Raw genomic sequence first — 21455 nt, 5'->3', positions numbered from 1 at the left:
GGTGCCGGGGCGCCCTACGGGGTGCGCACGGAGCGCACGACGGCGTCGATGATCGTCTCGACCCGCACGTCGTCGGCGGTGGCCTCGTAGGTGAGGAGCACGCGGTGGCGCAGCACGCGGTGCGCGAGGTGGCGCACGTCCTCGGGGATGACGTGGTCCCGGCCCTGGAGCAGGGCGCTCGCCCGGGCGGCCTTGGCGAAGGCGATGGACGCACGCGGCGAGGCGCCGATCTCGACGTAGCGGGCGAGCTCGGGGGGCAGCACGTCGCGCGCCCGCCGCGTCGCCGCGACGATGAAGGTGATGTAGTCGAGGACGGCCTTGTCGAGGTAGACCGAGCCGGCGATGCGCTGCAGCTCGCGGGCGTCGGCGATGTCGATCATCGCCTGGTTGGGCCGCTCGAAGATGCCCGAGTCGATGCGTCGCACGACCTCGGCCTCCTCGCCGGGCGAGGGGTAGTCGAGCAGGTCCTTGAGCATGAAGCGGTCGAGCTGGGCCTCGGGCAGCTGGTAGGTGCCCTCCTGCTCGATGGGGTTCTGCGTGGCCAGGACGAGGAAGGGCTCGGGGACCTTGTAGACCTTGCCGCCGATCGAGGTCTGACGCTCCTGCATCGCCTCGAGCATCGCCGACTGGGTCTTGGCCGAGGAGCGGTTGATCTCGTCGAGCAGGACGAAGTTCGCGTGCACCGGCCCGAGCTGGGTGACGAAGGCGCCCTGGCTCGCGTCGTAGATCTGCGTGCCGACGATGTCGCTCGGCAGGAGGTCGGGGGTGCACTGGATGCGCTTGAAGGAGCCGCCGATCGCCGTCGCGAGCGCGTGCGCCGCAGTCGTCTTGGCCAGACCGGGCACGGACTCGAGCAGGACGTGACCGCCGGTGAGCAGACCGATGAGGAGGCTCTCGCGCAGCCGGCGCTGGCCGACGACCTTGGACTCGAAGCCGCGGTCCACCGCCTTGACCAGGTCCCGGGCCCGGCTGACCTGGTCCGTGGTGATCCTCGCGGCAGCCGTCATGGCGCCCCCTTCGTGGCTCGGCTCCGGGACCCGTGCCCCGGCTCGACGCGGCCATCGTATGGCCCAGCACCCGTGTCCCCCATGGGGAGCGGTACCCCGCGCGCCGGGGACGAGACAGCGCCGGGACCACGGGTGGTCCCGGCGCGCCTCCCCCTTCTTCAGGGGCGAAGAGGGTCCCGTGCGGCACCGCCGATCTCCCCCCGGCGAGTGCTGCGTCTGCAGAGTACGCCGGGGTAACTTCGGCGGGCGCCGGTTTGCGCATTTCCGCGAGACCACGCGCTGGGCGACCGGGGCGAAGGGGGAGACTGTCCCCCGATGAGCACCGTCGGAGCCCGCCAGATCCTCTCCCTGGCCGTGCCAGCATTCCTCGCCCTCGTCGCCGAGCCGCTCTTCCTGCTCGTCGACTCCGCCGTCGTCGGCCGGCTCGGCGTCGTGCCGCTCGCCGGTCTCGGGGCGGCGAGCGCCGTGCTGCTGACGATGGCCGGCGTCTTCGTCTTCCTCGCCTACGGCACGACCGCGGCGGTCTCGCGCCAGGTCGGCGCCGGGCTGCACCGCGACGCCATCGAGAGCGGCTGGTCCGGGGTGTGGCTCGCGCTCGTCATCGGCGCCCTCGCGGCGGTCGTCACCGCGGTCTTCGCCCACCCGCTCGTCGCCGCCGTCGGGGGCTCGCCAGAGGTGCTCCTCCAGGGCGAGACCTACCTGCGCATCAGCGCGCTCGGGCTCCCGGCGATGCTCGTCGTCCTCGCGGCCACGGGCATCCTGCGCGGGCTTCTCGACACCCGCACACCGCTCGTCGTCGCCGGCGTGGGCTTCACCGTCAACGCCGTGCTCAACGTCGTGCTCGTCCACGGGCTGGGCATGGGCATCGCCGGGTCCGCCTGGGGCACGGTCGTCGCCCAGGCGGGCATGGCTCTAGCGCTCGTCACCGTCGTCGCCCGCCACGGACGTGCGCATGACGCGTCCCCCCGGCCGCACGTCGCCCGGGTGCTCCGGTCGGCCGTCGAGGGGGTGCCGCTGCTCGTGCGCACGCTCGCGCTGCGCGCCATCCTCCTGCTCACCGTGTGGACCGCCGCGAGCTTCGGCGACGTGCCCCTCGCGGCGCACCAGGTGACGATGACGATCTGGTCGGCCCTCGCCTTCGCCCTCGACGCGATCGCCATCGCCGCCCAGGCCCTCACCGGTCAGGCCCTCGGGGCCGGCGACCGCCGGGCGGTCCGCGACGCGAGCGCGATCATGATGCGGTGGGGCTGGTGGACCGGCGTCGTCCTCGGGCTGCTCGTCCTCGCGGGGCACCAGCTCCTCCCCACCCTCTTCACCACCGACGACGGGGTGCGCGCCGCCATCGCCTCGGGCCTGCTCGTCGTCGCGATCGGCCAGCCGCTCGCCGGTCTCGTCTTCACCGCCGACGGCATCCTCATCGGCGCAGGCGACGGGCGCTGGCTCGCCGGGGCCTCGACGGTCGTCCTGCTCGCCTACGTCCCGCTCGTCCTGCTCGCCCGCCACCTGGGCCAGGGGCACACGGCGACCTCGGCGATGGTCGTCCTCTGGGTCGCCTTCAGCGGCTTCATGCTCGTGCGCTGGGCGACGCTGTGGTGGCGCCTGCGCAGCGACGCCTGGCTCGTCACCGGCGCCCGCCGCTGACCGCCCACGGTCGCGGCACGTCCGGCACCGTGGGTCACAGCCGGACAACGTCTCGGTCTCACCCGTTGATCTGCGGCCACGACTGCGATTGCGTGGATCGGCATGACCCCGCCACAAGCGTCGTCCGTCCTGCCCGTCCCTGCCGCTGACAGCGGTGGCCTGCGAGGATTCGAGGAGGCGGTCAACGACGTCGTCGGCCCCTTCGCCGACTGGTTGTCCTCCGTCGTCTTCTACGCCGTACCCCTCCCCGGGGGCTCCGAGCTGCCCCTCGTCGTCCTCTGGCTCGTCGCCGCGGGCGTCATCATCACGGCCTACCTCGGCGTCGTGCAGGTGCGCGGCGCGCGGCTGTCGCTCGAGGTGGTCCGCGGCAAGTTCTCGCGCCCGGACGACCCCGGTGAGATCACGCACTTCCAGGCCCTGTCCTCCGCGCTGTCCGGCACCGTCGGCCTCGGCAACATCGCCGGCGTCGGCGCGGCTCTCGCCCTCGGTGGGGCGGGTGCGACCTTCTGGATGGTCGTCTGCGGTCTGCTCGGCATGGCGACGAAGTTCGCGGAGTGCACGCTCGGCGTGAAGTACCGCACCGTCAACCCCGACGGCTCGATCTCCGGCGGCCCCTTCAAGTACCTGCCGGTCGCGTACGGCCGGTTCGGCCGGGTCCCCGCCGCGATCATGACCGGCGCCTTCGCCATCGCGATCTTCTTCTTCGGGGTCGGCGGCGGCAACATGTTCCAGGCCAACCAGACCTTCGCCCAGGCTCGCGAGGTGACCGGTGGCGCCGACGGCTTCCTCGGCTCCGACGGGTCCGCGCTCGTCTTCGGCCTGGCCCTGGCCGCGCTCATCGGCGCGGTGATCCTCGGCGGCATCACCTCGATCGCCGCGGTGACCTCGAAGCTCGTCCCGGTCATGGGCATCGGCTACGTCGCGGCGTGCCTGCTCGTCATCGGCTCGAACATCAGCCAGGTCCCCGGCGCCCTCGGCGACATCGTCAGCGGCGCCTTCACCCCGGAGGCCGGGCTCGGCGGCCTCGTCGGCGTCCTCATCGTCGGCTTCCAGCGCGCGGCCTTCTCCAACGAGGCCGGTCTGGGCTCGGCCCCGATCGCGCACTCGGCCGTGAAGACCACCCGCCCCGTCTCCGAGGGCTTCGTCGCCCTCCTCGAGCCCTTCATCGACACGGTCATCGTGTGCACGATGACCGCCCTGACCATCGTCATCGCGAACCCGCCGTCGTGGCGCGAGGGCATCGACCAGGTCAAGGCGGGTGGCGGCGCGCCCGACGGCGTGCTCCTCACCAGCGACGCCTTCGCCACCTTCCTGCCGCAGTTCCCGGTGATCCTCGCCGTCATGGTGGCGCTCTTCGCCTTCTCCACGCTCATCACGTGGAGCTACTACGGCGAGAAGGCCTGGGAGTACTTCTTCGGCCCGTCGCGGCCGAGCCTGCTCACCTACAAGCTGATCTTCGTCTCCTTCACGGTCATCGGCACGGTGCTGACCTTCGGCTCGGTGCTCACCCTCACCGACGCCTTCCTCTTCATGTGCGGCTTCATCAACCTCCTCGGGCTGTACTTCCTCCTGCCCGAGCTCAAGAGCGAGATGCGCGACTACCTGGCCGACTGGCGCAGCGGACGTCTCTACGAGCTCGGCGCCGCCGACGAGGCCGAGCTGAGCGCCATCCGCGAGGAGCAGGGCAACACCGGCGACCTGCCCCAGATGCGCACCGACTCGGCTCACGACAGCGGGCTGAGCATGGAGGAGCGCGCCCGCGGCGGGGCCCGGGCCGACGAGGACTGACACGCCCGACCCACGTCATGACGAGGACGACCCGCCGGCACACCGCCGGCGGGTCGTCCTGCGTCCGTAGGCGGTCCGAGATGCGAGACACGAATCCCTACTGTTGCGATAGGACTTGATCGCGCGCTAGGTTCCTCGCAGGTCATGAGCTCCAGCGCCAAGCCCCGGCTCGCTGGACAGCAACCCTCCATCTCGCGGTGGGGTGCTCCGGGTGAAGACCAGGCCCCTGCCGACGTGGCGGGGGCAAGCGCGAGGCCCCACGGCCTCGAGACGAGGACGGGCACCACATGAGCACCGACACGACCCGCACCGCGGGCCGGCGCAGCTGCCGGCACGTCGAGCGACGGCACGTCGACCTGCTCCGCGTCAGCAGCGCGCTCTGTCGCCGCTGACGCAGCAGACGTAGCACCCCCACCACCGACCGGTCGCCCCGCGGCCCGGTCAGCGTGGCGTGCCCGTCACCCCTGACCCAGCGCCCTGGGTCGCCCGCACCCTCACCGCACCACGGCCGTCCGGCACCCGCCGACGTCCGACGACCCCCCATGCCCAGGAAGGCATCCCCATGGCTCTCGTCGCCACCATCTCGAGCAGTCCGTCGACGACATCGCGCACCGACGGCGTGCTCACCCACCTCTCGCGCTGGGTCCAGCGTGCCGGGCACCTCACCCTGCCCCTCGTCCTGCGCGACCTGCCCGCCGAGCCGCTCCTGCGAGCCGACACCACCCACCCCGACGTCGCCGCCGCGGTCGCGACGATCGCGAGCGCCGACGCCGTCGTCGTGAGCACCCCGGTCTACAAGGCGGCCTACAGCGGTCTGCTCAAGACCTTCCTCGACCTGCTGCCCCAGGACGCGCTGCGCGGCAAGGTCGTCCTGCCCGTGGCCACCGGAGGCAGCCCCGCGCACGTCCTATCCGTCGACTACGCGCTGCGGCCGGTGCTGGCCAGCCTGGCGCCGAGCGCGATCACCCCCGGGTGGTTCGTGCGGGCCGACGAGGTGCACCTGCTCGACGGCGGTGAGGTCCTCCTCGACGAGTCCGCCGCCGCCCCCCTTCGCGAGGTCACCCGGGTCTTCCTCGACGGCGTCGCCGGGCGCTCGCTCGTCGCGGCCGCCGACCGCGCGCACGGCGTGGAGCGGGTGGCCTGATGCGCACCACGACCCGCCGCTCCGTCCTGTCCGCCGGCGCGCTCCTCGCCCTGACGACGAGCCTGGCCACCGGCTGCGCCCTGCCCACGAGCGACGCGCAGTCGCAGGAGGAGGGAGCGCACACGACCGTGCGCTACCAGGGCAGCGCCAACGCCGTCACCTGGCCCGAGCTCGCCGACGACCTCGGCTACCTCGATCGCGTCCAGCTCGAGTACGTCGGCGCGACGACCAGCGGCCCGCAGGACATCCAGTCCGTCGCGACCGGCCAGACCGACATCGGCGGCGCCTTCTCGGGCGCCATCGTCAAGCTCGTCGAGGCGGGCTCCCCGATCACCGCCGTCGTCAACTACTACGGCTCGGACGCGAGGTCCTACCAGGGGGTCTACGTCCGCAAGGACAGCGCCATCCGCCGGCCCCGTGACCTCGTCGGCAAGAAGATCGCGGTCAACACGCTGGGCGCCCACGCCGAGGCGGCGATCGACACGTGGCTGACGACGTCCGGGCTGTCGCAGAGCGAGATCGACCAGGTCCAGCTCGTCGTCCTGCCGCCCAACGACACCGAGGAGGCCGTCCGACGCGGGCAGGTCGACGCCGGCGCGCTCGGCGGGATCCTCCAGGACCACGCGAAGGCCCAGGGCGACATCCGTGAGCTCTTCCGCGACACCGAGGTCGTCGGACCGATCAACGGCGGGCAGTACGTGCTGCGCGACGACTTCATCGCGCAGCACCCCCAGGCCACCCGAGAGCTGACGACCGGGGTCGCCAAGGCCATCGAGTGGGCCCGCACGACGCCCCGCGCCGACGTCATCGCCCGCTTCACCAAGATCGTCGAGGCGCGCGACCGCAACGAGACGACCGCCAACCTGCGGTACTGGAAGAGCACGGGCATCCCCGCCCGCGGCGGGGTCATCAGCGACACCGACTTCACCCAGTGGTCGGACTGGCTGGAGAGCAGCGGCATCGTCGCGGCGGGCGAGCTCGACCCCTCGCAGATCTACACCAACGAGTACAACGACCTCGCGAAGGAGGGTTCGTCGTGACCTCGAGCATCGAGCTGCGCCACGTGACGAAGGAGTTCGTCGTGCGGCCCACGAAGGAGCAGCCCCGCGCGAGCGTCCTGCGGGCGCTCGACGACATCAGCCTCACCGTGCCCGCCGGCGAGTTCCTCACCCTCGTCGGCCCGAGCGGGTCGGGCAAGACGACCCTGCTCGACCTCCTCGGCGGTCTGAGCACGCCGACGAGCGGCAGCGTCCTCGTCGACGGCGAGGAGGTCACCGGTCCGGGCCTGGACCGAGGCATCGTCTTCCAGCAGTACGCCCTCTTCCCGTGGCGCACCGCGCTGGCCAACGTCACCTTCGGGCTCGAGCAGCTGCCGATCAGCCGCGCCGAGCGCACCGAGCGGGCTCGTCACCACCTCGACCTCGTCGGGCTCTCCGGCTTCGAGGACCGGCTCCCGCACGAGCTGTCCGGGGGGATGAAGCAGCGGGTAGCCATCGCCCGCAGCCTGGCCTACGAGCCCGGGATCCTCCTCATGGACGAGCCCTTCGCCGCCCTGGACGCGCAGACCCGCGAGCAGCTGCAGGACGAGCTGCTGCGGATCTGGCGCACCACCGGCACGACCGCGGTCTTCATCACCCACGGCATCGAGGAGGCGGTCTACCTGGGTCAGCGGGTCGCTGTCCTCTCCTCGCGTCCCGGGCGCCTCACCGAGGTCGTCGACGTCGACCTCGGCGACCGCGCCGGTGCCGTCGACCTGCGCTCCGACCCCGCCTTCGTCGCCTACCGGCACGAGATCTGGGGCCTGCTCCACGACGAGGTCGAGCGTGCCCAGCGCGCCGGCCACCGCAAGATCCAGCCCGACGGCACCGAGAGGGCGGCCTGATGAGCACCGCGACCCTGACCACCCCCACGACGACGACAGACGACGCCGCCGCGGTCGCCCCGGTGCCCCGGGCGCCGTCAACGGCACGACGGGCCGCCGGCGTCGGCCGCACGGGCATCCGACGCTCTGCCGCCGTCGTGGCCTTCCTCTTGCTCTGGGAGCTCGGCCCCCAGTACCTCCTCGAGTCGAGCCGGGCGGTCTTCCTCCCGCCGCTGCACGTCGTGCTCGAGGCGCTGTGGGACCTCGTGCGGACCGGCCAGCTCCAGGAGCACCTCACGGCGAGCCTGACCCGCTCGGCGATCGGCTTCGGGCTCGCGGTGGTCGTCGGCGTCACCGTCGGCATCGCGGTCGCCTGGTACGAGGGCCTGCGCGAGCTGCTCACCCCCCTGCTCGAGCTCTTCCGCAACACCGCCGCGCTCGCGCTGCTGCCGGTCTTCACCCTGCTCCTCGGCATCGGCGAGCTGAGCAAGGTCTCGATCGTCGCCTACGCGGCCTTCTTCCCCGTGCTGCTCAACACGGTGGCGGGCGTGTGCACCGTCGACCCTCTCCTCGTGCGGGCCGCGCGCACCCTCGGCCTGTCCAACCTCCAGCTCTTCGCCAAGGTCGTCCTGCCCTCGGCCGTGCCGACGATCTTCACCGGCATCCGCATGGCCGGCACCGCCTCGATCCTCGTGCTCATCGCCGCCGAGATGGTCGGGGCGAAGGCGGGACTGGGCTACCTCATCGTCAACGCGCAGAGCAGCTTCCAGATCCCGCAGATGTACGCCGGCATCCTCACCGTCTCCGTCTTCGGGCTCGTCGTCAACACCGCGCTGGTGCGCCTCGAGCGCCGCTTCTCGCGGTGGCGCGTCACCCCCCAGGGCAGCTGACCTCCCCCTTCGACCGACAGGACCTACCCATGACCTCACGACAGCTCCACCTCAACGCCTTCCTCATGCCCAACGGGCACCACGAGGCCGCGTGGCGCCACCCCTCCACCCGGCCCGAGCAGGCGCTCACCCTGCAGCACTACGTCGACATCGCCCGCACCGCGGAGCGGGGGCTGCTCGACTCGGTCTTCCTCGCCGACAACGTCGCGCTGTCCGGTGCCGTGCGGCACAGCTCGCACAACGCCTTCGAGCCGCTGACGCTGCTCTCCGCGCTCGCGGCGTCGACCGAGCACGTCGGGCTCATCGCGACGGCCTCGACGACGTACAACCACCCGTACAGCCTGGCCCGCGCCTTCGCCTCGCTCGACCACCTCAGCGGTGGGCGGGCCGGGTGGAACATCGTCACCTCGGCGGGGCGCGACGAGGCCCGCAACTTCGGCCTGGCCGACCGCCCGGACCACGCGCGTCGGTACGAGCGGGCCACCGAGTTCGTCGAGCTGGCGACGGCCCTGTGGGACAGCGTGGACGACGGCGCGATCGTCACCGACCGGTCCGCCGGGATCTACGCGGACACCGACCGGATCGCGCCGGTCGAGCACGAGGGCGAGTTCTACTCCGTCCAGGGCCCGCTCAACGTGCCCCGACCGGTGCAGGGCTACCCGCTGCTCGTCCAGGCGGGGTCCTCCGAGGACGGCAAGGAGTACGCCGCACGCTTCGCCGAGGCGGTCTTCACCGCGCAGCAGACCCTCGCCGACGGGCAGGCCTTCTACACCGACCTCAAGGCGCGGCTCGCCCGGTACGGCCGTGGGCCCGACGAGCTGCTCGTGCTGCCCGGCATCAGCCCGGTCATCGGCTCGACCCGGGCCGAGGCCCGTGCCCTCGAGGCCGAGCTCGCCGAGCTCGTCGTCCCGGCATACGGGCTGGCCCAGCTGAGCGCGATGCTCGACGTCGAGCTCACCGAGGCCGACCTCGACCACCGGCTGCCCGACGTCGACCACGTCACCGAGGGCAACCGCAGCCGCTTCGAGCTCGTCACCCAGCTCGCCCGCCGCGAGGACCTCACCGTGCGCGAGCTCATCACCCGCCTCGCCGGCGGCCGCGGGCACCGTGTCCTCGCGGGCACGCCCGACGAGATCGCCGACGACCTCGAGCGGTGGTTCACCCAGGGCGCGGCGGACGGCTTCAACGTCATGCCGGCGACCCTGCCCGGCGGGCTCGAGGTCTTCGTCGACACCGTCGTCCCCGAGCTGCAGCGCCGGGGCCTCTTCCGCACCGAGTACACCGGCGCCACCCTGCGCGAGCACTACGGCCTGGCCCGTCCCGCGGGCCGCGCCGCCCGGACCGCACCCCGCACGACCACCCTCACCGAGAAGGAGCACGCAGCATGAGCACCATCGCGACCGACCGAGACATCCGCAAGATCACCGGCCGCATCGGCGCCGAGATCACCGGCGTCGACATCACCGGACCCCTCGACGAGGAGACCGTCGGCTTCTTGCGCGCTGCGCTCGCCGAGCACAAGGCGCTCGTCTTCCGCGGGGCGCCGCTCGACGACGAGGGCCAGGAGCGCTTCGCGGCGCACTTCGGCGAGCTGACGACGGCCCACCCGACGGTGCGCTCCGTCGAGGGCGCGCCGCGGGTGCTGCCCGTCGACGTCGGCGGCGGTGTCGCCAACCCCTGGCACACCGACGTCACCTTCGTGCTCACCCCGCCCAGGGCGACGACCCTCGCGAGCAAGGTCGTCCCCCCGCACGGCGGCGAGACCCTCATCGCGAACACCGGGGCGGCCTACCGCGACCTGCCCGAGCCCCTTCGCCGGCTCGCCGACGGGCTGCGCGCGGTGCACACGAACGCCTACGACTACGCGACCCCTCCGGAGCAGCAGGACGACAAGGACGCCGAGCGACGCGCGCAGTTCGAGTCGATCTCCTTCGAGACCGAGCACCCCGTCGTGCGCGTCCACCCCGACACGGGCGAGCGCGGGCTCTACCTCGGCGGCTTCGTCCGGCGCTTCGTCGGTCTGACGACCACGGAGAGCCGTGACGTCCTGCGCCTGCTCCAGGCCTACGTCACCCGCCCGGAGAACGTCGTGCGCGTCGCGTGGGAGCCCGACCAGGTCGTCATCTTCGACAACCGGATCACCCAGCACTACGCACCCGACAACTTCGACGGTCTGCCCCGTCGCCTCCACCGGGTCACGGTCGCCGGCGACGTGCCGGTCGGCGTCGACGGCTCGACCAGCCGGGCACTGGTCGGCGACGCGTCGCACTACGTGCCGCAGCACTGAGGGCACGCCGCCGAGACGGCGGGGCGAGGAGCCGGGCTGACCAGGGACCCGGCTCCTCGTGCGCGGCGAAGGGGGGTCAGCCGGTGACGAGCGCGGCGCCGGCGCGCCGGGGGTCCCCGGCGGCCTCGAGCGCGCCGTCCTCGCGGCGGTAGGCGGCGCCCACCCCGCCGAAGTACATCGAGCGCGGGCCGTGGTCGTGACCGGGCAGACCGCTCGCGGCGATCGCGGCCTCGATGCCCGGGTCGCTCTCGTGGTCGACGACGACCGTGCCGCCGAGCGCCCCGCCGACCTGCACGTGCACGCGGGGGGCGTCGACGGCCTGCTGCAGCGGAGCCTCGTGCAGGCAGCCCTGGCCGAGCACCTGCATGAGCGCGGTCGTGATCCGGTCGGCGCCGGGCGACCCGATGGCGAGCACCCGGCCGTCGGGGGTCCGACCGACCGTCGGCGCCATGTTCGAGGCGAGCGGGGCGCCCGGGGGCAGGGCGTGCACCCCGAGCCGGTTGAGCTCGAGCTCGCCGAGCGAGTTGTTCAGCTGCAGACCGGTGCCCGGCACGACCGCCCCCGAGCCGTAGCCCGACGACGCGGTGAAGGCGCAGGCGTTGCCCTCGGCGTCGACGACCGAGACGTGGGCGGTGCTCGGCGAGGTCGGCAGCCCGGCCAGCCCGTAGCGCTGAGCGGCCTCGAGGGCCCGCCACCCCGCCTCCTCGAGGTCGGGGCTCACGTCGTGATGCCCGACGCGGTAGCCGAGGACGCGGCGCTGGATGTCGATGATGTCCGACCAGTCCGCCCGCGAGCGCCGCGTGAGCGCGCCGAGCATGAGGGCCAGCATCGGCCCGCCGACGGAGGGCGGCGGGTTCGTCGCGAGGTCCCACTCGCCGACGTCGAGGCGAAGGGGGTCGCGCACCTGGGCCGCGAAGCGCTCGAGGTCCTGCGTCGACACGAGGCCGTCGTGGGCGTCCATGTCGGCGACCATCCGCCGCCCGATCTCCCCGGTGTAAATGTCGCGCCAGCCGACCCGCGCGATGTGCTCGTAGGTCTGCGCGAGCGGCTCGTCGCGGATGAGCTCGCCCGCCTCGACGACCCGGCCCCCGGGCACGAGCAGGGCGGCGCTGTCCTCGCACCACCCGTAGATGTCGTGCCCGACGAGCGCGAGGTAGGTCGCGGCAGCCGGCCCGAGCCGGTAGCCCTCGCGCGCCTGCGTGATCGCGGGGGCCAGCACCTCGGACCAGTCGACGCGCCCGTGCCGCTCGTGGGCGGTGCCCATGCCCGACCACGCCCCGGGCACGGCGACCGAGCCGTGGCCGGCCATGAGCCTCACGCCTCCGCCGTACGTCGAGGTGACCTCGTGCAGACCTCCGCCGAAGGCCGAGCGCGGCCGGCCCAGGCCCGCCATGACGACGTTGCCGTCGATGACCTCCGGCTCCTCGCCGGCCGTCCACACGGTGATGAAGGCGCTGCCCATCGAGCTGACGAGGCCCGGCTCGTTCGTCATCGCCGTGAGCATCGCGGCGAGCGCGATGTCGACGGCGTTCCCCCCGGCGTGCGCGACCGCACGTCCGGCGTGCGCCGCGGCCAGGTTGGGGGCCGCGATGGCGGCGGGGACGGTCATGACGCTCATCGTAGGAGGACGCGCGAGGGGGGAGACCACGGCGAGCCGTGGTCTCCCCCCTCGCGACCGCGGGGTCAGCGGGTCGTCAGGCGCACCCGGAAGTCGGAGCGGTCCCCGTCGCTGCTGGCGCTCATGCCGAAGGCCTTGAGCCCGCCGAGGTTGCGCTTGGCCTCGTCGTCCATGTCCTGGCCGTACTGGGCGACGACCTGCTCGATGTCGACGTAGGCGACGGCGTTCGCGTCGTCGGCGTCGGGCACCGCGTCCGTGAAGGCGTCGGAGTCCCCGAGGCCGAAGCCGGTCGCCACGTGCGAGGCGTAGCCGCCCTCGGTCGCCAGGACGTACGTGCCGTCGCTGCCGTCCTTGGTGACGAGCGGGAGCGGGGAGCCGCTCTGGCCGCTCAGCGTCGAGACGAGCGTGTCCGCCTTCGCCTTCTCGCCGTTGCTGCGCAGGGCGATCTTCGGCACGCCGTCGGCGGCGGGGCCGCCCATGACGACCGAGGTGTCGTCGCCGAGGAGCGCGGCGAGGTCGTCAGGCAGGGACAGCCCGGTGGCGGTGCGGGCCTCGTCGAGGCCCGACTGCCACTGGTCGTCGCCGACGACCCCCTTCGCCTGCTTCTCGAGGTCGCCCCACATCGTCTTCACGGCCGGGCCGAGGCCGCGCACGCTCAGCACACCGGTCGCGTCGGACGGCAGCGAGTCGACGGAGACGTCGTCGTCGGAGAGCATCCCGGCCTGCTGGCCCGAGGCCGTCCCGGCGAGCTCGAGGGTCGGGCCGTCGAAGCGCAGCGCCATGGCGACGCGGCCCGAGGACTGGCCGGTCGAGCCGCCGCCCATCATGGCCGCGCCGGCGATCTTCGAGGCGGCGTCGCCGTCGACCCAGGCGGTCATCAGGCCGTCCTCGCCGAGGGCCTTCATGTCGTCGGAGAAGTTCGCGGAGTCGGCCAGGCTGCCCGAGGCCGCGTCGTTCACGGCCTTGTCGACGACGGCCTGGTCCTGGCCGCAGATGGCGAAGGCGTCGCCGACACTGCAGTACCCGCCCTCGGCCCCGGTGACCTTGGCCAGACCCGCCTTGGCCTTGTCGGTGTCGGTGACCGCGAGGGCGACGACACCCGTGGGCTGCTCGCCCTCGCCACCGGCGAGCATCGCCACGCCGAAGCGGTCGCCGAGCCAGGGCTCGACGTCGGAGTCGTAGCTCAGGCCCTCGAGGCCGCCCTCCTTCTGGATGCCCTCGAAGATCACCTTGCGCAGGTCGGCGTCGTCGGCCGGGTTGCCCACGGCGTCCTTGGCGTCGGGGAACTTGCGCAGGAAGCGGTAGGCGTCGATCTTCTGGTCCGCGCTGGGGTCGAGGTCGACCTTGGCGAAGGCGACGGCGTTGCCGGGCAGCGCCTCCTCGGGCTGTGGGCCCGAGCCGTTGACCTTCGAGTACGCGAAGACCGCACCGCCGCCGAGCAGCCCGAGCCCGAGCACGCCGGCCGCACCGAAGGCGGCGATCTTCGCACCGCGCCCCGTGCGCCGCGGGGGCACCGGGGGCTGGCCGTAGCCGGGGCTGTACGCCGGGCCGGCGGGGTGGCCCTGGTAGCCCTGGGGGGCGGGCGGGCCGAAGCCCTGGGGCGGCGGCGGGCCGAAGCCACCACCGGCGGGCCCCCCGTGACCGGGGGGCGGGGCGGGCTGACCGTTGGGCGGGTACGACATCGGGAGACCCCCTGCTAGACGAGTGCGTTGCCGCCCAGGGTAGGTCGCGATGCGACCGCGCCGGTATGGGGAGGAGTACCCAGACGACGAGGGGCCGACCACCGTGGTGGTCGGCCCCTCGAGGGGTGCTGCTGGGTCGTGCTCAGCCGGCGACGACGTCGAGCGTGACGGTCGCCTGGACCTCCGGGTGCAGACGCACGAGCGCCTGCGCCGGACCGACGGCCTTGATCGGCGTCGGGATCTCGATCGTGCGACGGTCGATGGACGGGCCACCGCCGTCGGCGACGGCCTGCGCGATCTCGGTGCTCGTGATGGCGCCGAAGAGGCGGCCACCGGTACCGGCGTGCGCGGTGACGGTCACCGGGTTGGCCTCGAGGTTGCCCTTGATCGACTGGGCCTCCTCGAGCGACTTCACGGCGCGGGCGGCGCGACCGGCCGCGATCGCGTCGACCTGCTTCTGCGCGCCCTTGGTCCACTGGGTGGCCAGACCGCGACGGAAGAGGAAGTTGCGGGCGTAGCCCGGCTTGACGTCGACGACGTCACCAGCGGTACCGAGGTTGCTGACCTCGTGGGTGAGGATCACCTTCATGTCGTTCTCCTTCGAAGTTCTCGTGCAGCCGGCTCAGCGCGAGCTGGACGAGTAGGGCAGCAGAGCCATCTCGCGGGCGTTCTTGACCGCCTTGGCGATGAGGCGCTGCTCCTGGACGGAGACGCCGGTGACCCGACGCGCACGGATCTTGCCGCGGTCGGAGATGAACTTGCGCAGCAGCGCAGCGTCCTTGTAGTCGATGTTCTCGACCTTCGCCGCCTTCAGCGGGTTGGCCTTCTTCTTGGGCTTGCGCACAACGGGCTTGGCCATCGTGGTGCTCTCCTTCTAGCTGAGGTGAGCCCGAGGGTGATCCTCGGGATGGGGTGTTTCAGTGGGTGTGGACGCGACCGGTCAGAAGGGGGGCTCGTCGTAGCTGGGGGCGTTGCCCCAGCCACCGCCGCCGCCCTGGCCGCCGCTCGGGGCAGCGCCCTGGGAGCCGCCCTGGCCGCCGAAGCCGCCCTGGTTGCCCCCCTGACCGCCCTGACCGGACTGCTGGCCGCCGGTGGCCCAGGGGTCCTCGGACTGGCCGCCGAAGCCGCCGCCCTGGCCACCCTGAGCGCCGCCGCCCTGCTGGCCGCCGCCCCAGGAGCCGCCGCCACCGCCGCCGCCGCGCTGGGTCTTGGTGACCTTCGCGGTGGCGTAGCGCAGCGAGGGGCCGACCTCGTCGACCTGCATCTCCATGACGGAGCGCTTCTGGCCGCTCTCCTTGTCCTCCCACGAGCGGGAGACCAGGCGGCCCTGGACGACGACGCGGGACCCACGGGTCAGCGACTCCGCGACGTTCTCGGCGGCCTCACGCCACACCGAGCACCGCATGAAGAGGGTCTCCCCGTCCTTCCACTCGTTGCTCTGGCGGTCGAACTGCCGCGGCGTGCTCGCCACGGTGAAGTTCGCGACGGCCGCACCGCTGGGCGTGAAGCGCAGCTCGGGGTCGCCGGTGAGGTTGCCGATGATCGTAATGACGGTGTCGCCTGCCATGCCTGTCCCTTGTCCCTGGTGGTGATCGTGTCCGATGAGCGTGCCGGTTCGCACCGACAGCGCTGGTGAGAGTCGGGGCTCAGGCCTCGACGCGCATGAGCTTGGTCCGCAGGACCTGCTCGTTCAGACCGAGCTGGCGGTCGAGCTCCTTGCTCGTGGCCGGCTCGCAGGTGAAGGTCGCGACGGCGTAGAGGCCCTCGGACTTCTTCTCGATCTCGTACGCCAGGCGGCGACGGCCCCAGGCGTCGACGTTGTCGACGGTGCCGCCGTCCTTGGTGACGACGGTGAGGAACTTCTCGAGCGTGGGCGTGACGGCCCGCTCGTCGAGCTCCGGGTCGAGGATGATCATGAGTTCGTACTGACGCATGCTGATAACCCGCCTCCTTCGGTCTTGACGGTCACGGTCTCTCCGTGACAGGAGGGTTGCTGCGTACCCGCGTGCGGGCGCGACGAGACGTCGAGATCGCACGAGGGACACCCCAGGGTAGCCCGAAGGGGGATCCGGCCCGAAATCATCGGGCCGAGTGCGGCTCCGGCACGGCGCGGGGCGGGGCCGGCTGGCCCGGGGGCGGCCCGTGCCGCTCGCCGCGGGTGTCGTTCGGGGTGTACCAGACCGACCACATGAGGAAGCCCCAGGTGAGGGCCCGGCCGAGGGTGATGACGACGTACCAGGCGGCGGGCAACCCCTTCGCCGCGTCGGACAGGCCGCCGATGTAGAGCCACAGCGCGCTCGCGTGGACCACCTCGACGGCGACGAGCCCGAGGTGCGTGCGCCACGAGACGCCCGCGAGGATCGCCAGCGGCACGACCCACAGGGCCGCCTGGACCGGCGTCGCGCGGGAGGTGATGGCGACGACCGGCACGACGAAGGCGCTCAGCTGGGCCCACGTCGGGGTGCGCCAGGCCGCGCTGAGGAACCACAGCCCGAGCGCGAGGGCCGCGAGCCAGCCGAGGGCCACGAGCACCAGGACGGACCACACGGGCAGCGGGTGCCCGAGCAGGGCCGGCACGTGCCACGGCGACCCGTAGCCGGACCCGTTGCCGGTGAGCACCTCGAGGGGGCGACGCCACACGCCCGGCGCGAGCAGCGCGCTGGCGAGCCCGAGGACGAGCGCGACGACCGCGGCCGGGACGAGCGCACGACGCAGCTCGGCGCGTCGCTGCTGGGCGAGCGCCGTGCCCACGAGCGCGAGCAGCACCGCGAGGACGTAGCCGTGCGCGAGGAGCGCGACGCCGAGGAGGACCCCGGTGGCACGCGGTCGGTCGTGCTCCCAGGCCCACATCGCCCACAGGACGAGGGCGACGGCGAGCAGGTCGGGGCTGAGGAAGGCGGCGACGACGTAGACCGGGCTGAGGGCGAGCTGGGTCGCGAGGTCGAGGCGGTACGGACGGGTCAGCCCCACCGCGACGACGCACGACATCGCGAGGACGGCGACGAGCACCGCCCACAGCGCGAAGTACCACCGGGTCTGGGCGAGCCACGACCCGTCGGGCACGAGCGTCGCGACCGCCGCCATGGCCCCCGAGAGCACCGGGAGCGGCTCGAGCGGCACGTCCCCGCGCACCCACGCGCCGACGCCCCGGTCGAGGCCGGCGATCTGGTACTGCGCGGGCAGGTCGGAGAAGCAGCCGCGCCAGAACTGCTCGTCGCCGGACCACCCCTTCGCCACGCAGTGCCCCTGCCGGGCCACGCCGAGGACGAGCGGGATCGCCGTCATCGCCGTGACGAGCGAGAGCAGCTGGGCCAGCGACGAGGCGCGCTCGCTCGCGCGCCGGCCGAGGGGCCCGCCGATGATCGCGCTCACCGGGGCGGGCAGGAGGTCCTGCCCCACGTCAGTCCTGCGTGCCGCTCGTCGTGGACGCCCCGGCGGTCGGCGGGGTCACCGGCAGCGAGGGCGGCGACGGGGGTGGCGTCGACGGCGGCGGGGTCGACGTCGGTGGCGTCGTCGTCGGCGGCGGCGTCGAGGTGGACGGCGGCGACGTCGTCGTCGACGTCGACGTGCTGCTGCTCGACGTGCTCGAGGAGGTGCTCGAGGTCGAGCTCGACGTGCTGCTCTGCGTCGTCGTGCTCGACGAGGTGGTCGTGCTCGGCGGCTGGGTCGTCGTCGGAGCCGGCGGCTGGGTCGTCGTCGGGGCCGGCGGCTGGGTCGAGGTCGTGACACCCGGCTGGGGCCGGTACTGGACGTTGCCCGCCGGGGGCAGCTGCTTGACCGGCTCACCCTTGAGCGCGCCGATCATGAAGTCGGTCCAGATGGTCGCGGGCAGGGTGCCGCCGGTGACCTCGGAGTACTGGCCGATGTTCACGAGCTGGTTCTTCTCGACGAGGCTGCCGTCGCCCTTGTAGATGCCGACGGCGGTCGCGAGCTGCCCGGGGGTGAAGCCGTTGAACCACGCCGCGTAGTTGTTCGACGTCGTGCCCGTCTTGCCGGCGACCGGACGACCGAGGTTGGCCACCGTCGGGTACCCGGTGCCACCGGGGGCGCCGACCTGGCTCATCGCCTGGATCGCGTCCCGGCTGACGTCCTGGGGGAAGGCCTTGCGGACGTCCTTCTTGACCTCGTAGTCGATCTCGTAGGCGCCGTTGCCCTTGACCGAGGCGATGAAGTACGGGCGGGCGCGGTTGCCCTGCGCCGCGATCGTCGCGTACGCGTTCGCCATGTCGAAGACGCGGACCGAGTCGGTGCCGAAGACGTTCGACGGAGAGGTCGACAGCGGGATCTTCTTGCCCCCGTCGTACCCCTGCACACCGGCCGCCTTGGCCGCGGCGGCGCTCGACTTCGGCGTCGCCGCGAGGTTGAGCTGCGCGTAGTAGGTGTTGATCGACTTCTGCGTCGCGGTGCGCATGTCGACCGGGCCGTAGCTCGCGTTGCCGTAGTTGACGACGCCGCCGGCGCGCTGGATGTCCGTCGCGTCCGGCCCGTCGTAGGCGAAGTCCTCGCTGTAGAAGGGGCTCGAGCCCGAGTACACCGTCGACAGCGGGATGCCCTTGTCGAGCGCGGCGAGCATCGTGAAGGGCTTCATCGTCGAGCCGGCCTGCATCTTGCCGTCGAGCGCGTCGTTGAAGTAGCTGCCCTTGCCGAAGCGCTCGCCGCCGTACATCGCGCGCACGGCGCCGTCGCCGGGGGCGATGGAGACCAGGCCGATGTGGAGGTTCTTCGCGCGGTCGCCCTCGGGGTAGTTCTCCTCGACCGCCCGTCGCGCCGAGTCCTGCGCGCGCTTGTCGATCGTCGTGACGATCTTGAAGCCGCCCTGGGAGATCTGCGCGTCGGTGAGCTTGAGGCGGGTGCGCAGCTCGTCGCGCACCTCCTCGGTGACGAAGCCGAGGTCGTCGCTGGCGCCCTGCTCGGTCGCGATGGGCCGCGTCCAGGGGAAGGTCGCGTCGTCGCGCTCCTCCTGGGTGATCCAGCCCTCGTCGAGCATCCCGTCGAGCACGTAGGCCCAGCGGTCCTTGGCCACCTCGCGCTGCTCGGCTCCCAGGCGCGGGTCGTAGAGGGAGGGACCGCGGATGACGGTGGCCAGGAGCGCGCCCTGAGAGACGTCGAGCGTGCTGATGTCCTTGCCGAAGTAGGCCCGGGCGGCGGTCTGGATGCCGTCGGCGTTGCGGCCGAAGTAGATGGTGTTGAGGTAGTCCTGGAGGATCTGGTCCTTGCTCAGCTCGTTGTCGATCTTGACGGAGATGAGCAGCTCCTTGGCCTTGCGGCTGAGGGTGCGGTCCTGCGTGAGGTAGTAGTTCTTCACGTACTGCTGGGTGATCGTCGAGCCACCCTGCTGCTCGCCGCCGCGCAGGGTGACCCACACGGCGCGGCCGATGCCCTTGGGCGAGATGCCGTCGTTCTCGTAGAAGGAGCGGTCCTCCGCCGCGAGGAAGGCCTCCTGGACGTCGCGGGGCACCTTCGAGATGTCCACCGACTCGCGGTTGACCTGCGCGACGCGGTCGAGCACGGTCTTGCCGTCCGAGTAGTACAGGACCGAGGCCTGCTGGGTCGCGCGCTCGTTGGGCTTGGGCACGTCGGTCATCGCGTAGGCGATGCCGATGCCGACGACCCCGAGCAGTGCGAGGGCGAGGACCCCCAGGCCGATCTTGCGCAACCATCCCCCACGGCGACGACGGCGGCCGTCGGGGCGACGGCGGGACCGTCCGGAGCGCGAGCGGGTGGCCTGGGCCTCGGCTCGGGAGCGGGGGGTCTGCGGCATCTGGTCTTCCTGGGTGGTGAGGGTCTTCGGGCGCACGTCAGCGGCACTCCGGGCATCGCAAGTATGACGGCTGAGCCTGAGACCGGGCTCAGCAAGAGCCCGCTCGTGGACCGGGCGCTACCAGTCGACCCGGCCGGTCGTGGCGACGACGACGCCCTCGTCGTCGAGGACGGTGACCTCGACCTGCGGGATCGCGGTGCTCGCGTAGCACCCCGTCGCGGTCGTCGTCGGCTCCGGGCCGAGGGTGGTCGTCAGCTCGCCGAGCGGGGTCCCCACCGGCGTGCTCCACCCCGTGCAGCGCAGCGTGTAGACCCCCGTCGGCAGGTCCTGGGTCGTCGCGAGGAGCTCGGGGCAGGTGTGCACCGGCCCGCACAGCACGGGTGACCCGCCCGTGCTCGCGACGACGGTGACGACCGGGGTCACCGGGTCCTCGACGGTCGTCGAGGTCGGCGAAGGGGACGGCGCGGGGTCGGAGGTGGGCGGTGGCGGCTCCCACGTCGTCGGCGGGGTGTCGACCGGCGGCGAGGTGCGGAAGACCGGCGGGTCGTCGGGGGTGCGAGGGTCGGCGACGACCGGCGGGCGGGTCGAGCTCGGCTCGCCCCCGCCCGAGGTCTGCGGGGACGAGGTGGGCGGGGTCGCCGTCAGGTCCTGCGGGCTGCTGCTCGGCGCGGGGACGGCGGGCGCCGGGCGAGGCTGCGGCGCACCGGTACCCGTGGGCGTGCCCGGGTCGAGGGTGAGCGAGGCGGAGGGCACCCGCGCCGTCGTCGGCGAGGAGGTGATCGAGGTGTCACGGGTCGAGGTCGGGGCGGGGATGGCCTGGGTCGGGGGACCAGGGGCGGGCGAGGTGCCCGCGGCGTCGAGGGCCCCGATGACGATGACGGCAGCCGCGGCCGCCCCGGCGAGGCCGGCTCCGGCGAGCAGGGCCCGGGAGCGCCAGACCTCGGCCCGCGTCGGCCGAGCCGCCGGCAGACCCTCGACCCACCGCCCGCGCTCGAAGTCGACCTCCTCGGCCCTCCGGGCGAGGGTCGAGCGCAGCAGGGCGTCGAGCTCGTCGTCCGACCAGGTCATCGCGACACCCCCTTCGTGCGCAGGACGGCGAGCGCACGGCTCGCGCTCGCGCGCACGCTCGAGACCGCGATGCCGAGCGTGCGGGCGATCTCGTCGTCGTCGAGGTCCTCGAAGTAGCGCAGCACGAGGACCGTGCGCATGCGCGGGGGCAGGGTGGCCAGGAGGTGCCACAGCTCGTCGTGCTCGTCGACGGCGCTCGTCGGGTCACTCGCCCGCCGGTCCAGCGCCACGACGTCGGCCGGGTCGGTCGGGTGCTCGCCGTGCCACTTGCGGCGACGCCCGGAGATGTGGCGGTGGTTGAGCATCGTGCGGACGTACGCGTAGGGGTGGTCGCTGGCCTGCACGCGGTCCCACTTGCGGTGGACGTCGGCGAGGGTGTCCTGGAGGAGGTCCTCGGCGTCGGCGTGGCTGCCGGTGACGAGGTAGGCCAGGCGCAGGAGCTGCTCGCCCCGGGCGGCGACGAAGGCCTCGACGCTCGCGGTCTCGGCCCGCTCCTGGGGCACCACGCGATCGGTCGTCGCCGGCCGCAGGGGCACGACGGCGGCACGGGGGGTCGAGATCCCCGCCCTGCGTCGCACCGCCACTGCTGTCACATCCCTCTAGACGCCGACCGGGTCCTCTCCCGCTGCGTCGCTCACCCTGCTGCTCCTCCATCCTCCCCCGCCAGGCTCCTCCGGCCCGGGGACGAGGCCCCCGCCGCCGTGTCGC

General features: G+C 72.8%; 20 protein-coding genes and 1 riboswitch. Of the genes, 9 read left to right on the top strand and 11 right to left on the bottom strand.

What is annotated here, in order from left to right; all coding sequences use genetic code 11:
- Positions 1 to 14: 14 nt before the first annotated feature.
- The gene (locus tag LIV55_RS06945; protein ID WP_123093486.1) at positions 15 to 1007 is read right to left on the bottom strand and encodes an AAA family ATPase; all 993 of its coding nucleotides are present in this window, start codon (positions 1005 to 1007) and stop codon (positions 15 to 17) included.
- 315 nt (positions 1008 to 1322) lie between these two features.
- On the opposite strand from LIV55_RS06945, the gene LIV55_RS06940 reads away from it, so the two are divergent.
- The 9 genes from LIV55_RS06940 (at position 1323) to LIV55_RS06905 (ending at position 10618) form a co-directional block, all read left to right on the top strand.
- Positions 1323 to 2648 carry an MATE family efflux transporter gene (locus LIV55_RS06940; protein WP_229299725.1) on the top strand — a complete coding sequence of 442 codons (1326 nt, stop codon included), beginning with the start codon at positions 1323 to 1325 and terminating at the stop codon, positions 2646 to 2648.
- 102 nt (positions 2649 to 2750) lie between these two features.
- Positions 2751 to 4436, top strand: coding sequence for an alanine/glycine:cation symporter family protein (locus LIV55_RS06935; protein ID WP_229299724.1), 1686 nt, complete (start codon positions 2751 to 2753; stop codon positions 4434 to 4436).
- Between the two features lie 140 nt (positions 4437 to 4576).
- Positions 4577 to 4692: riboswitch (SAM riboswitch) on the top strand.
- A gap of 31 nt (positions 4693 to 4723) precedes the next feature.
- Positions 4724 to 4828, top strand: a complete 105-nt coding sequence (locus LIV55_RS17315; protein ID WP_318183129.1) for a putative leader peptide — start codon at positions 4724 to 4726, stop codon at positions 4826 to 4828.
- A gap of 170 nt (positions 4829 to 4998) precedes the next feature.
- On the top strand, positions 4999 to 5580 hold the full coding sequence (ssuE, locus tag LIV55_RS06930; protein ID WP_229299723.1) for an NADPH-dependent FMN reductase: 582 nt from the start codon (positions 4999 to 5001) through the stop codon (positions 5578 to 5580).
- Entirely contained in the window at positions 5580 to 6620 is a 1041-nt protein-coding gene (locus LIV55_RS06925) for an ABC transporter substrate-binding protein (protein ID WP_372456510.1), read from the top strand. Before ssuE ends, LIV55_RS06925 begins: the two co-directional genes overlap by 1 nt.
- Positions 6617 to 7462 carry an ABC transporter ATP-binding protein gene (locus LIV55_RS06920; RefSeq protein WP_123093491.1) on the top strand — a complete coding sequence of 282 codons (846 nt, stop codon included), beginning with the start codon at positions 6617 to 6619 and terminating at the stop codon, positions 7460 to 7462. Before LIV55_RS06925 ends, LIV55_RS06920 begins: the two co-directional genes overlap by 4 nt.
- Positions 7462 to 8331: an ABC transporter permease gene (locus tag LIV55_RS06915; RefSeq protein WP_229299722.1), complete on the top strand. Its 870-nt coding sequence runs from the start codon at positions 7462 to 7464 to the stop codon at positions 8329 to 8331. The genes LIV55_RS06920 and LIV55_RS06915 overlap by 1 nt, the downstream gene beginning before the upstream one ends.
- Before the next feature lie 29 nt (positions 8332 to 8360).
- The gene (locus LIV55_RS06910; protein WP_191564510.1) at positions 8361 to 9719 is read left to right on the top strand and encodes an LLM class flavin-dependent oxidoreductase; all 1359 of its coding nucleotides are present in this window, start codon (positions 8361 to 8363) and stop codon (positions 9717 to 9719) included.
- Positions 9716 to 10618, top strand: a complete 903-nt coding sequence (locus LIV55_RS06905; RefSeq protein WP_229299721.1) for a TauD/TfdA dioxygenase family protein — start codon at positions 9716 to 9718, stop codon at positions 10616 to 10618. Before LIV55_RS06910 ends, LIV55_RS06905 begins: the two co-directional genes overlap by 4 nt.
- A 76-nt stretch (positions 10619 to 10694) precedes the next feature.
- Here LIV55_RS06905 and LIV55_RS06900 read toward each other — a convergent pair whose 3' ends face one another.
- The 10 genes from LIV55_RS06900 to LIV55_RS06855 form a co-directional block, all read right to left on the bottom strand.
- The gene (locus tag LIV55_RS06900) at positions 10695 to 12227 is read right to left on the bottom strand and encodes a gamma-glutamyltransferase (RefSeq protein WP_229299720.1); all 1533 of its coding nucleotides are present in this window, start codon (positions 12225 to 12227) and stop codon (positions 10695 to 10697) included.
- Positions 12228 to 12301: 74 nt separating this feature from the next.
- The gene (locus LIV55_RS06895; RefSeq protein WP_229299719.1) at positions 12302 to 13918 is read right to left on the bottom strand and encodes a DUF3352 domain-containing protein; all 1617 of its coding nucleotides are present in this window, start codon (positions 13916 to 13918) and stop codon (positions 12302 to 12304) included.
- A 142-nt stretch (positions 13919 to 14060) separates the two neighbouring features.
- On the bottom strand, positions 14061 to 14507 hold the full coding sequence (rplI, locus tag LIV55_RS06890) for a 50S ribosomal protein L9 (protein WP_191565087.1): 447 nt from the start codon (positions 14505 to 14507) through the stop codon (positions 14061 to 14063).
- Between the two features lie 33 nt (positions 14508 to 14540).
- Entirely contained in the window at positions 14541 to 14777 is a 237-nt protein-coding gene (gene rpsR, locus LIV55_RS06885) for a 30S ribosomal protein S18 (RefSeq protein ID WP_068270764.1), read from the bottom strand.
- 81 nt (positions 14778 to 14858) lie between these two features.
- A complete protein-coding gene (locus LIV55_RS06880) occupies positions 14859 to 15485 on the bottom strand; it encodes a single-stranded DNA-binding protein (RefSeq protein ID WP_123093498.1) in 627 nt (208 codons plus the stop codon).
- Positions 15486 to 15564: 79 nt separating this feature from the next.
- Positions 15565 to 15852, bottom strand: a complete 288-nt coding sequence (rpsF, locus tag LIV55_RS06875) for a 30S ribosomal protein S6 (RefSeq protein ID WP_068270775.1) — start codon at positions 15850 to 15852, stop codon at positions 15565 to 15567.
- 145 nt (positions 15853 to 15997) lie between these two features.
- A complete protein-coding gene (locus LIV55_RS06870; protein WP_229299718.1) occupies positions 15998 to 17317 on the bottom strand; it encodes a glycosyltransferase family protein in 1320 nt (439 codons plus the stop codon).
- A gap of 1 nt (position 17318) precedes the next feature.
- Entirely contained in the window at positions 17319 to 19679 is a 2361-nt protein-coding gene (locus tag LIV55_RS06865) for a transglycosylase domain-containing protein (RefSeq protein ID WP_229299717.1), read from the bottom strand.
- 117 nt (positions 19680 to 19796) lie between these two features.
- Positions 19797 to 20747 carry a hypothetical protein gene (locus tag LIV55_RS06860; protein WP_229299716.1) on the bottom strand — a complete coding sequence of 317 codons (951 nt, stop codon included), beginning with the start codon at positions 20745 to 20747 and terminating at the stop codon, positions 19797 to 19799.
- Positions 20744 to 21325, bottom strand: a complete 582-nt coding sequence (locus LIV55_RS06855; RefSeq protein WP_229299715.1) for a SigE family RNA polymerase sigma factor — start codon at positions 21323 to 21325, stop codon at positions 20744 to 20746. Before LIV55_RS06855 ends, LIV55_RS06860 begins: the two co-directional genes overlap by 4 nt.
- Between the last annotated feature and the right edge of the window lie 130 nt (positions 21326 to 21455).

Origin of the sequence: Janibacter melonis, from assembly GCF_020567375.1 — a bacterium.
GTDB lineage: Bacteria > Actinomycetota > Actinomycetes > Actinomycetales > Dermatophilaceae > Marihabitans > Marihabitans melonis.
Note: the sequence above shows the minus strand (reverse complement) of the source record. Positions and strands in the feature narration are given on the sequence as shown.

Coding starts and splice junctions, on each gene's coding strand:
- LIV55_RS06945 (WP_123093486.1), bottom strand. CDS start 1,007: ATGACGGCTGCCGCGAGGATCACCACGGACCAGGTCAGCCGGGCCCGG.
- LIV55_RS06940 (WP_229299725.1), top strand. CDS start 1,323: ATGAGCACCGTCGGAGCCCGCCAGATCCTCTCCCTGGCCGTGCCAGCA.
- LIV55_RS06935 (WP_229299724.1), top strand. CDS start 2,751: ATGACCCCGCCACAAGCGTCGTCCGTCCTGCCCGTCCCTGCCGCTGAC.
- LIV55_RS17315 (WP_318183129.1), top strand. CDS start 4,724: ATGAGCACCGACACGACCCGCACCGCGGGCCGGCGCAGCTGCCGGCAC.
- ssuE (WP_229299723.1), top strand. CDS start 4,999: ATGGCTCTCGTCGCCACCATCTCGAGCAGTCCGTCGACGACATCGCGC.
- LIV55_RS06925 (WP_372456510.1), top strand. CDS start 5,580: ATGCGCACCACGACCCGCCGCTCCGTCCTGTCCGCCGGCGCGCTCCTC.
- LIV55_RS06915 (WP_229299722.1), top strand. CDS start 7,462: ATGAGCACCGCGACCCTGACCACCCCCACGACGACGACAGACGACGCC.
- LIV55_RS06910 (WP_191564510.1), top strand. CDS start 8,361: ATGACCTCACGACAGCTCCACCTCAACGCCTTCCTCATGCCCAACGGG.
- LIV55_RS06905 (WP_229299721.1), top strand. CDS start 9,716: ATGAGCACCATCGCGACCGACCGAGACATCCGCAAGATCACCGGCCGC.
- LIV55_RS06900 (WP_229299720.1), bottom strand. CDS start 12,227: ATGACCGTCCCCGCCGCCATCGCGGCCCCCAACCTGGCCGCGGCGCAC.
- LIV55_RS06895 (WP_229299719.1), bottom strand. CDS start 13,918: ATGTCGTACCCGCCCAACGGTCAGCCCGCCCCGCCCCCCGGTCACGGG.
- rplI (WP_191565087.1), bottom strand. CDS start 14,507: ATGAAGGTGATCCTCACCCACGAGGTCAGCAACCTCGGTACCGCTGGT.
- rpsR (WP_068270764.1), bottom strand. CDS start 14,777: ATGGCCAAGCCCGTTGTGCGCAAGCCCAAGAAGAAGGCCAACCCGCTG.
- LIV55_RS06880 (WP_123093498.1), bottom strand. CDS start 15,485: ATGGCAGGCGACACCGTCATTACGATCATCGGCAACCTCACCGGCGAC.
- rpsF (WP_068270775.1), bottom strand. CDS start 15,852: ATGCGTCAGTACGAACTCATGATCATCCTCGACCCGGAGCTCGACGAG.
- LIV55_RS06865 (WP_229299717.1), bottom strand. CDS start 19,679: ATGCCGCAGACCCCCCGCTCCCGAGCCGAGGCCCAGGCCACCCGCTCG.
- LIV55_RS06860 (WP_229299716.1), bottom strand. CDS start 20,747: ATGACCTGGTCGGACGACGAGCTCGACGCCCTGCTGCGCTCGACCCTC.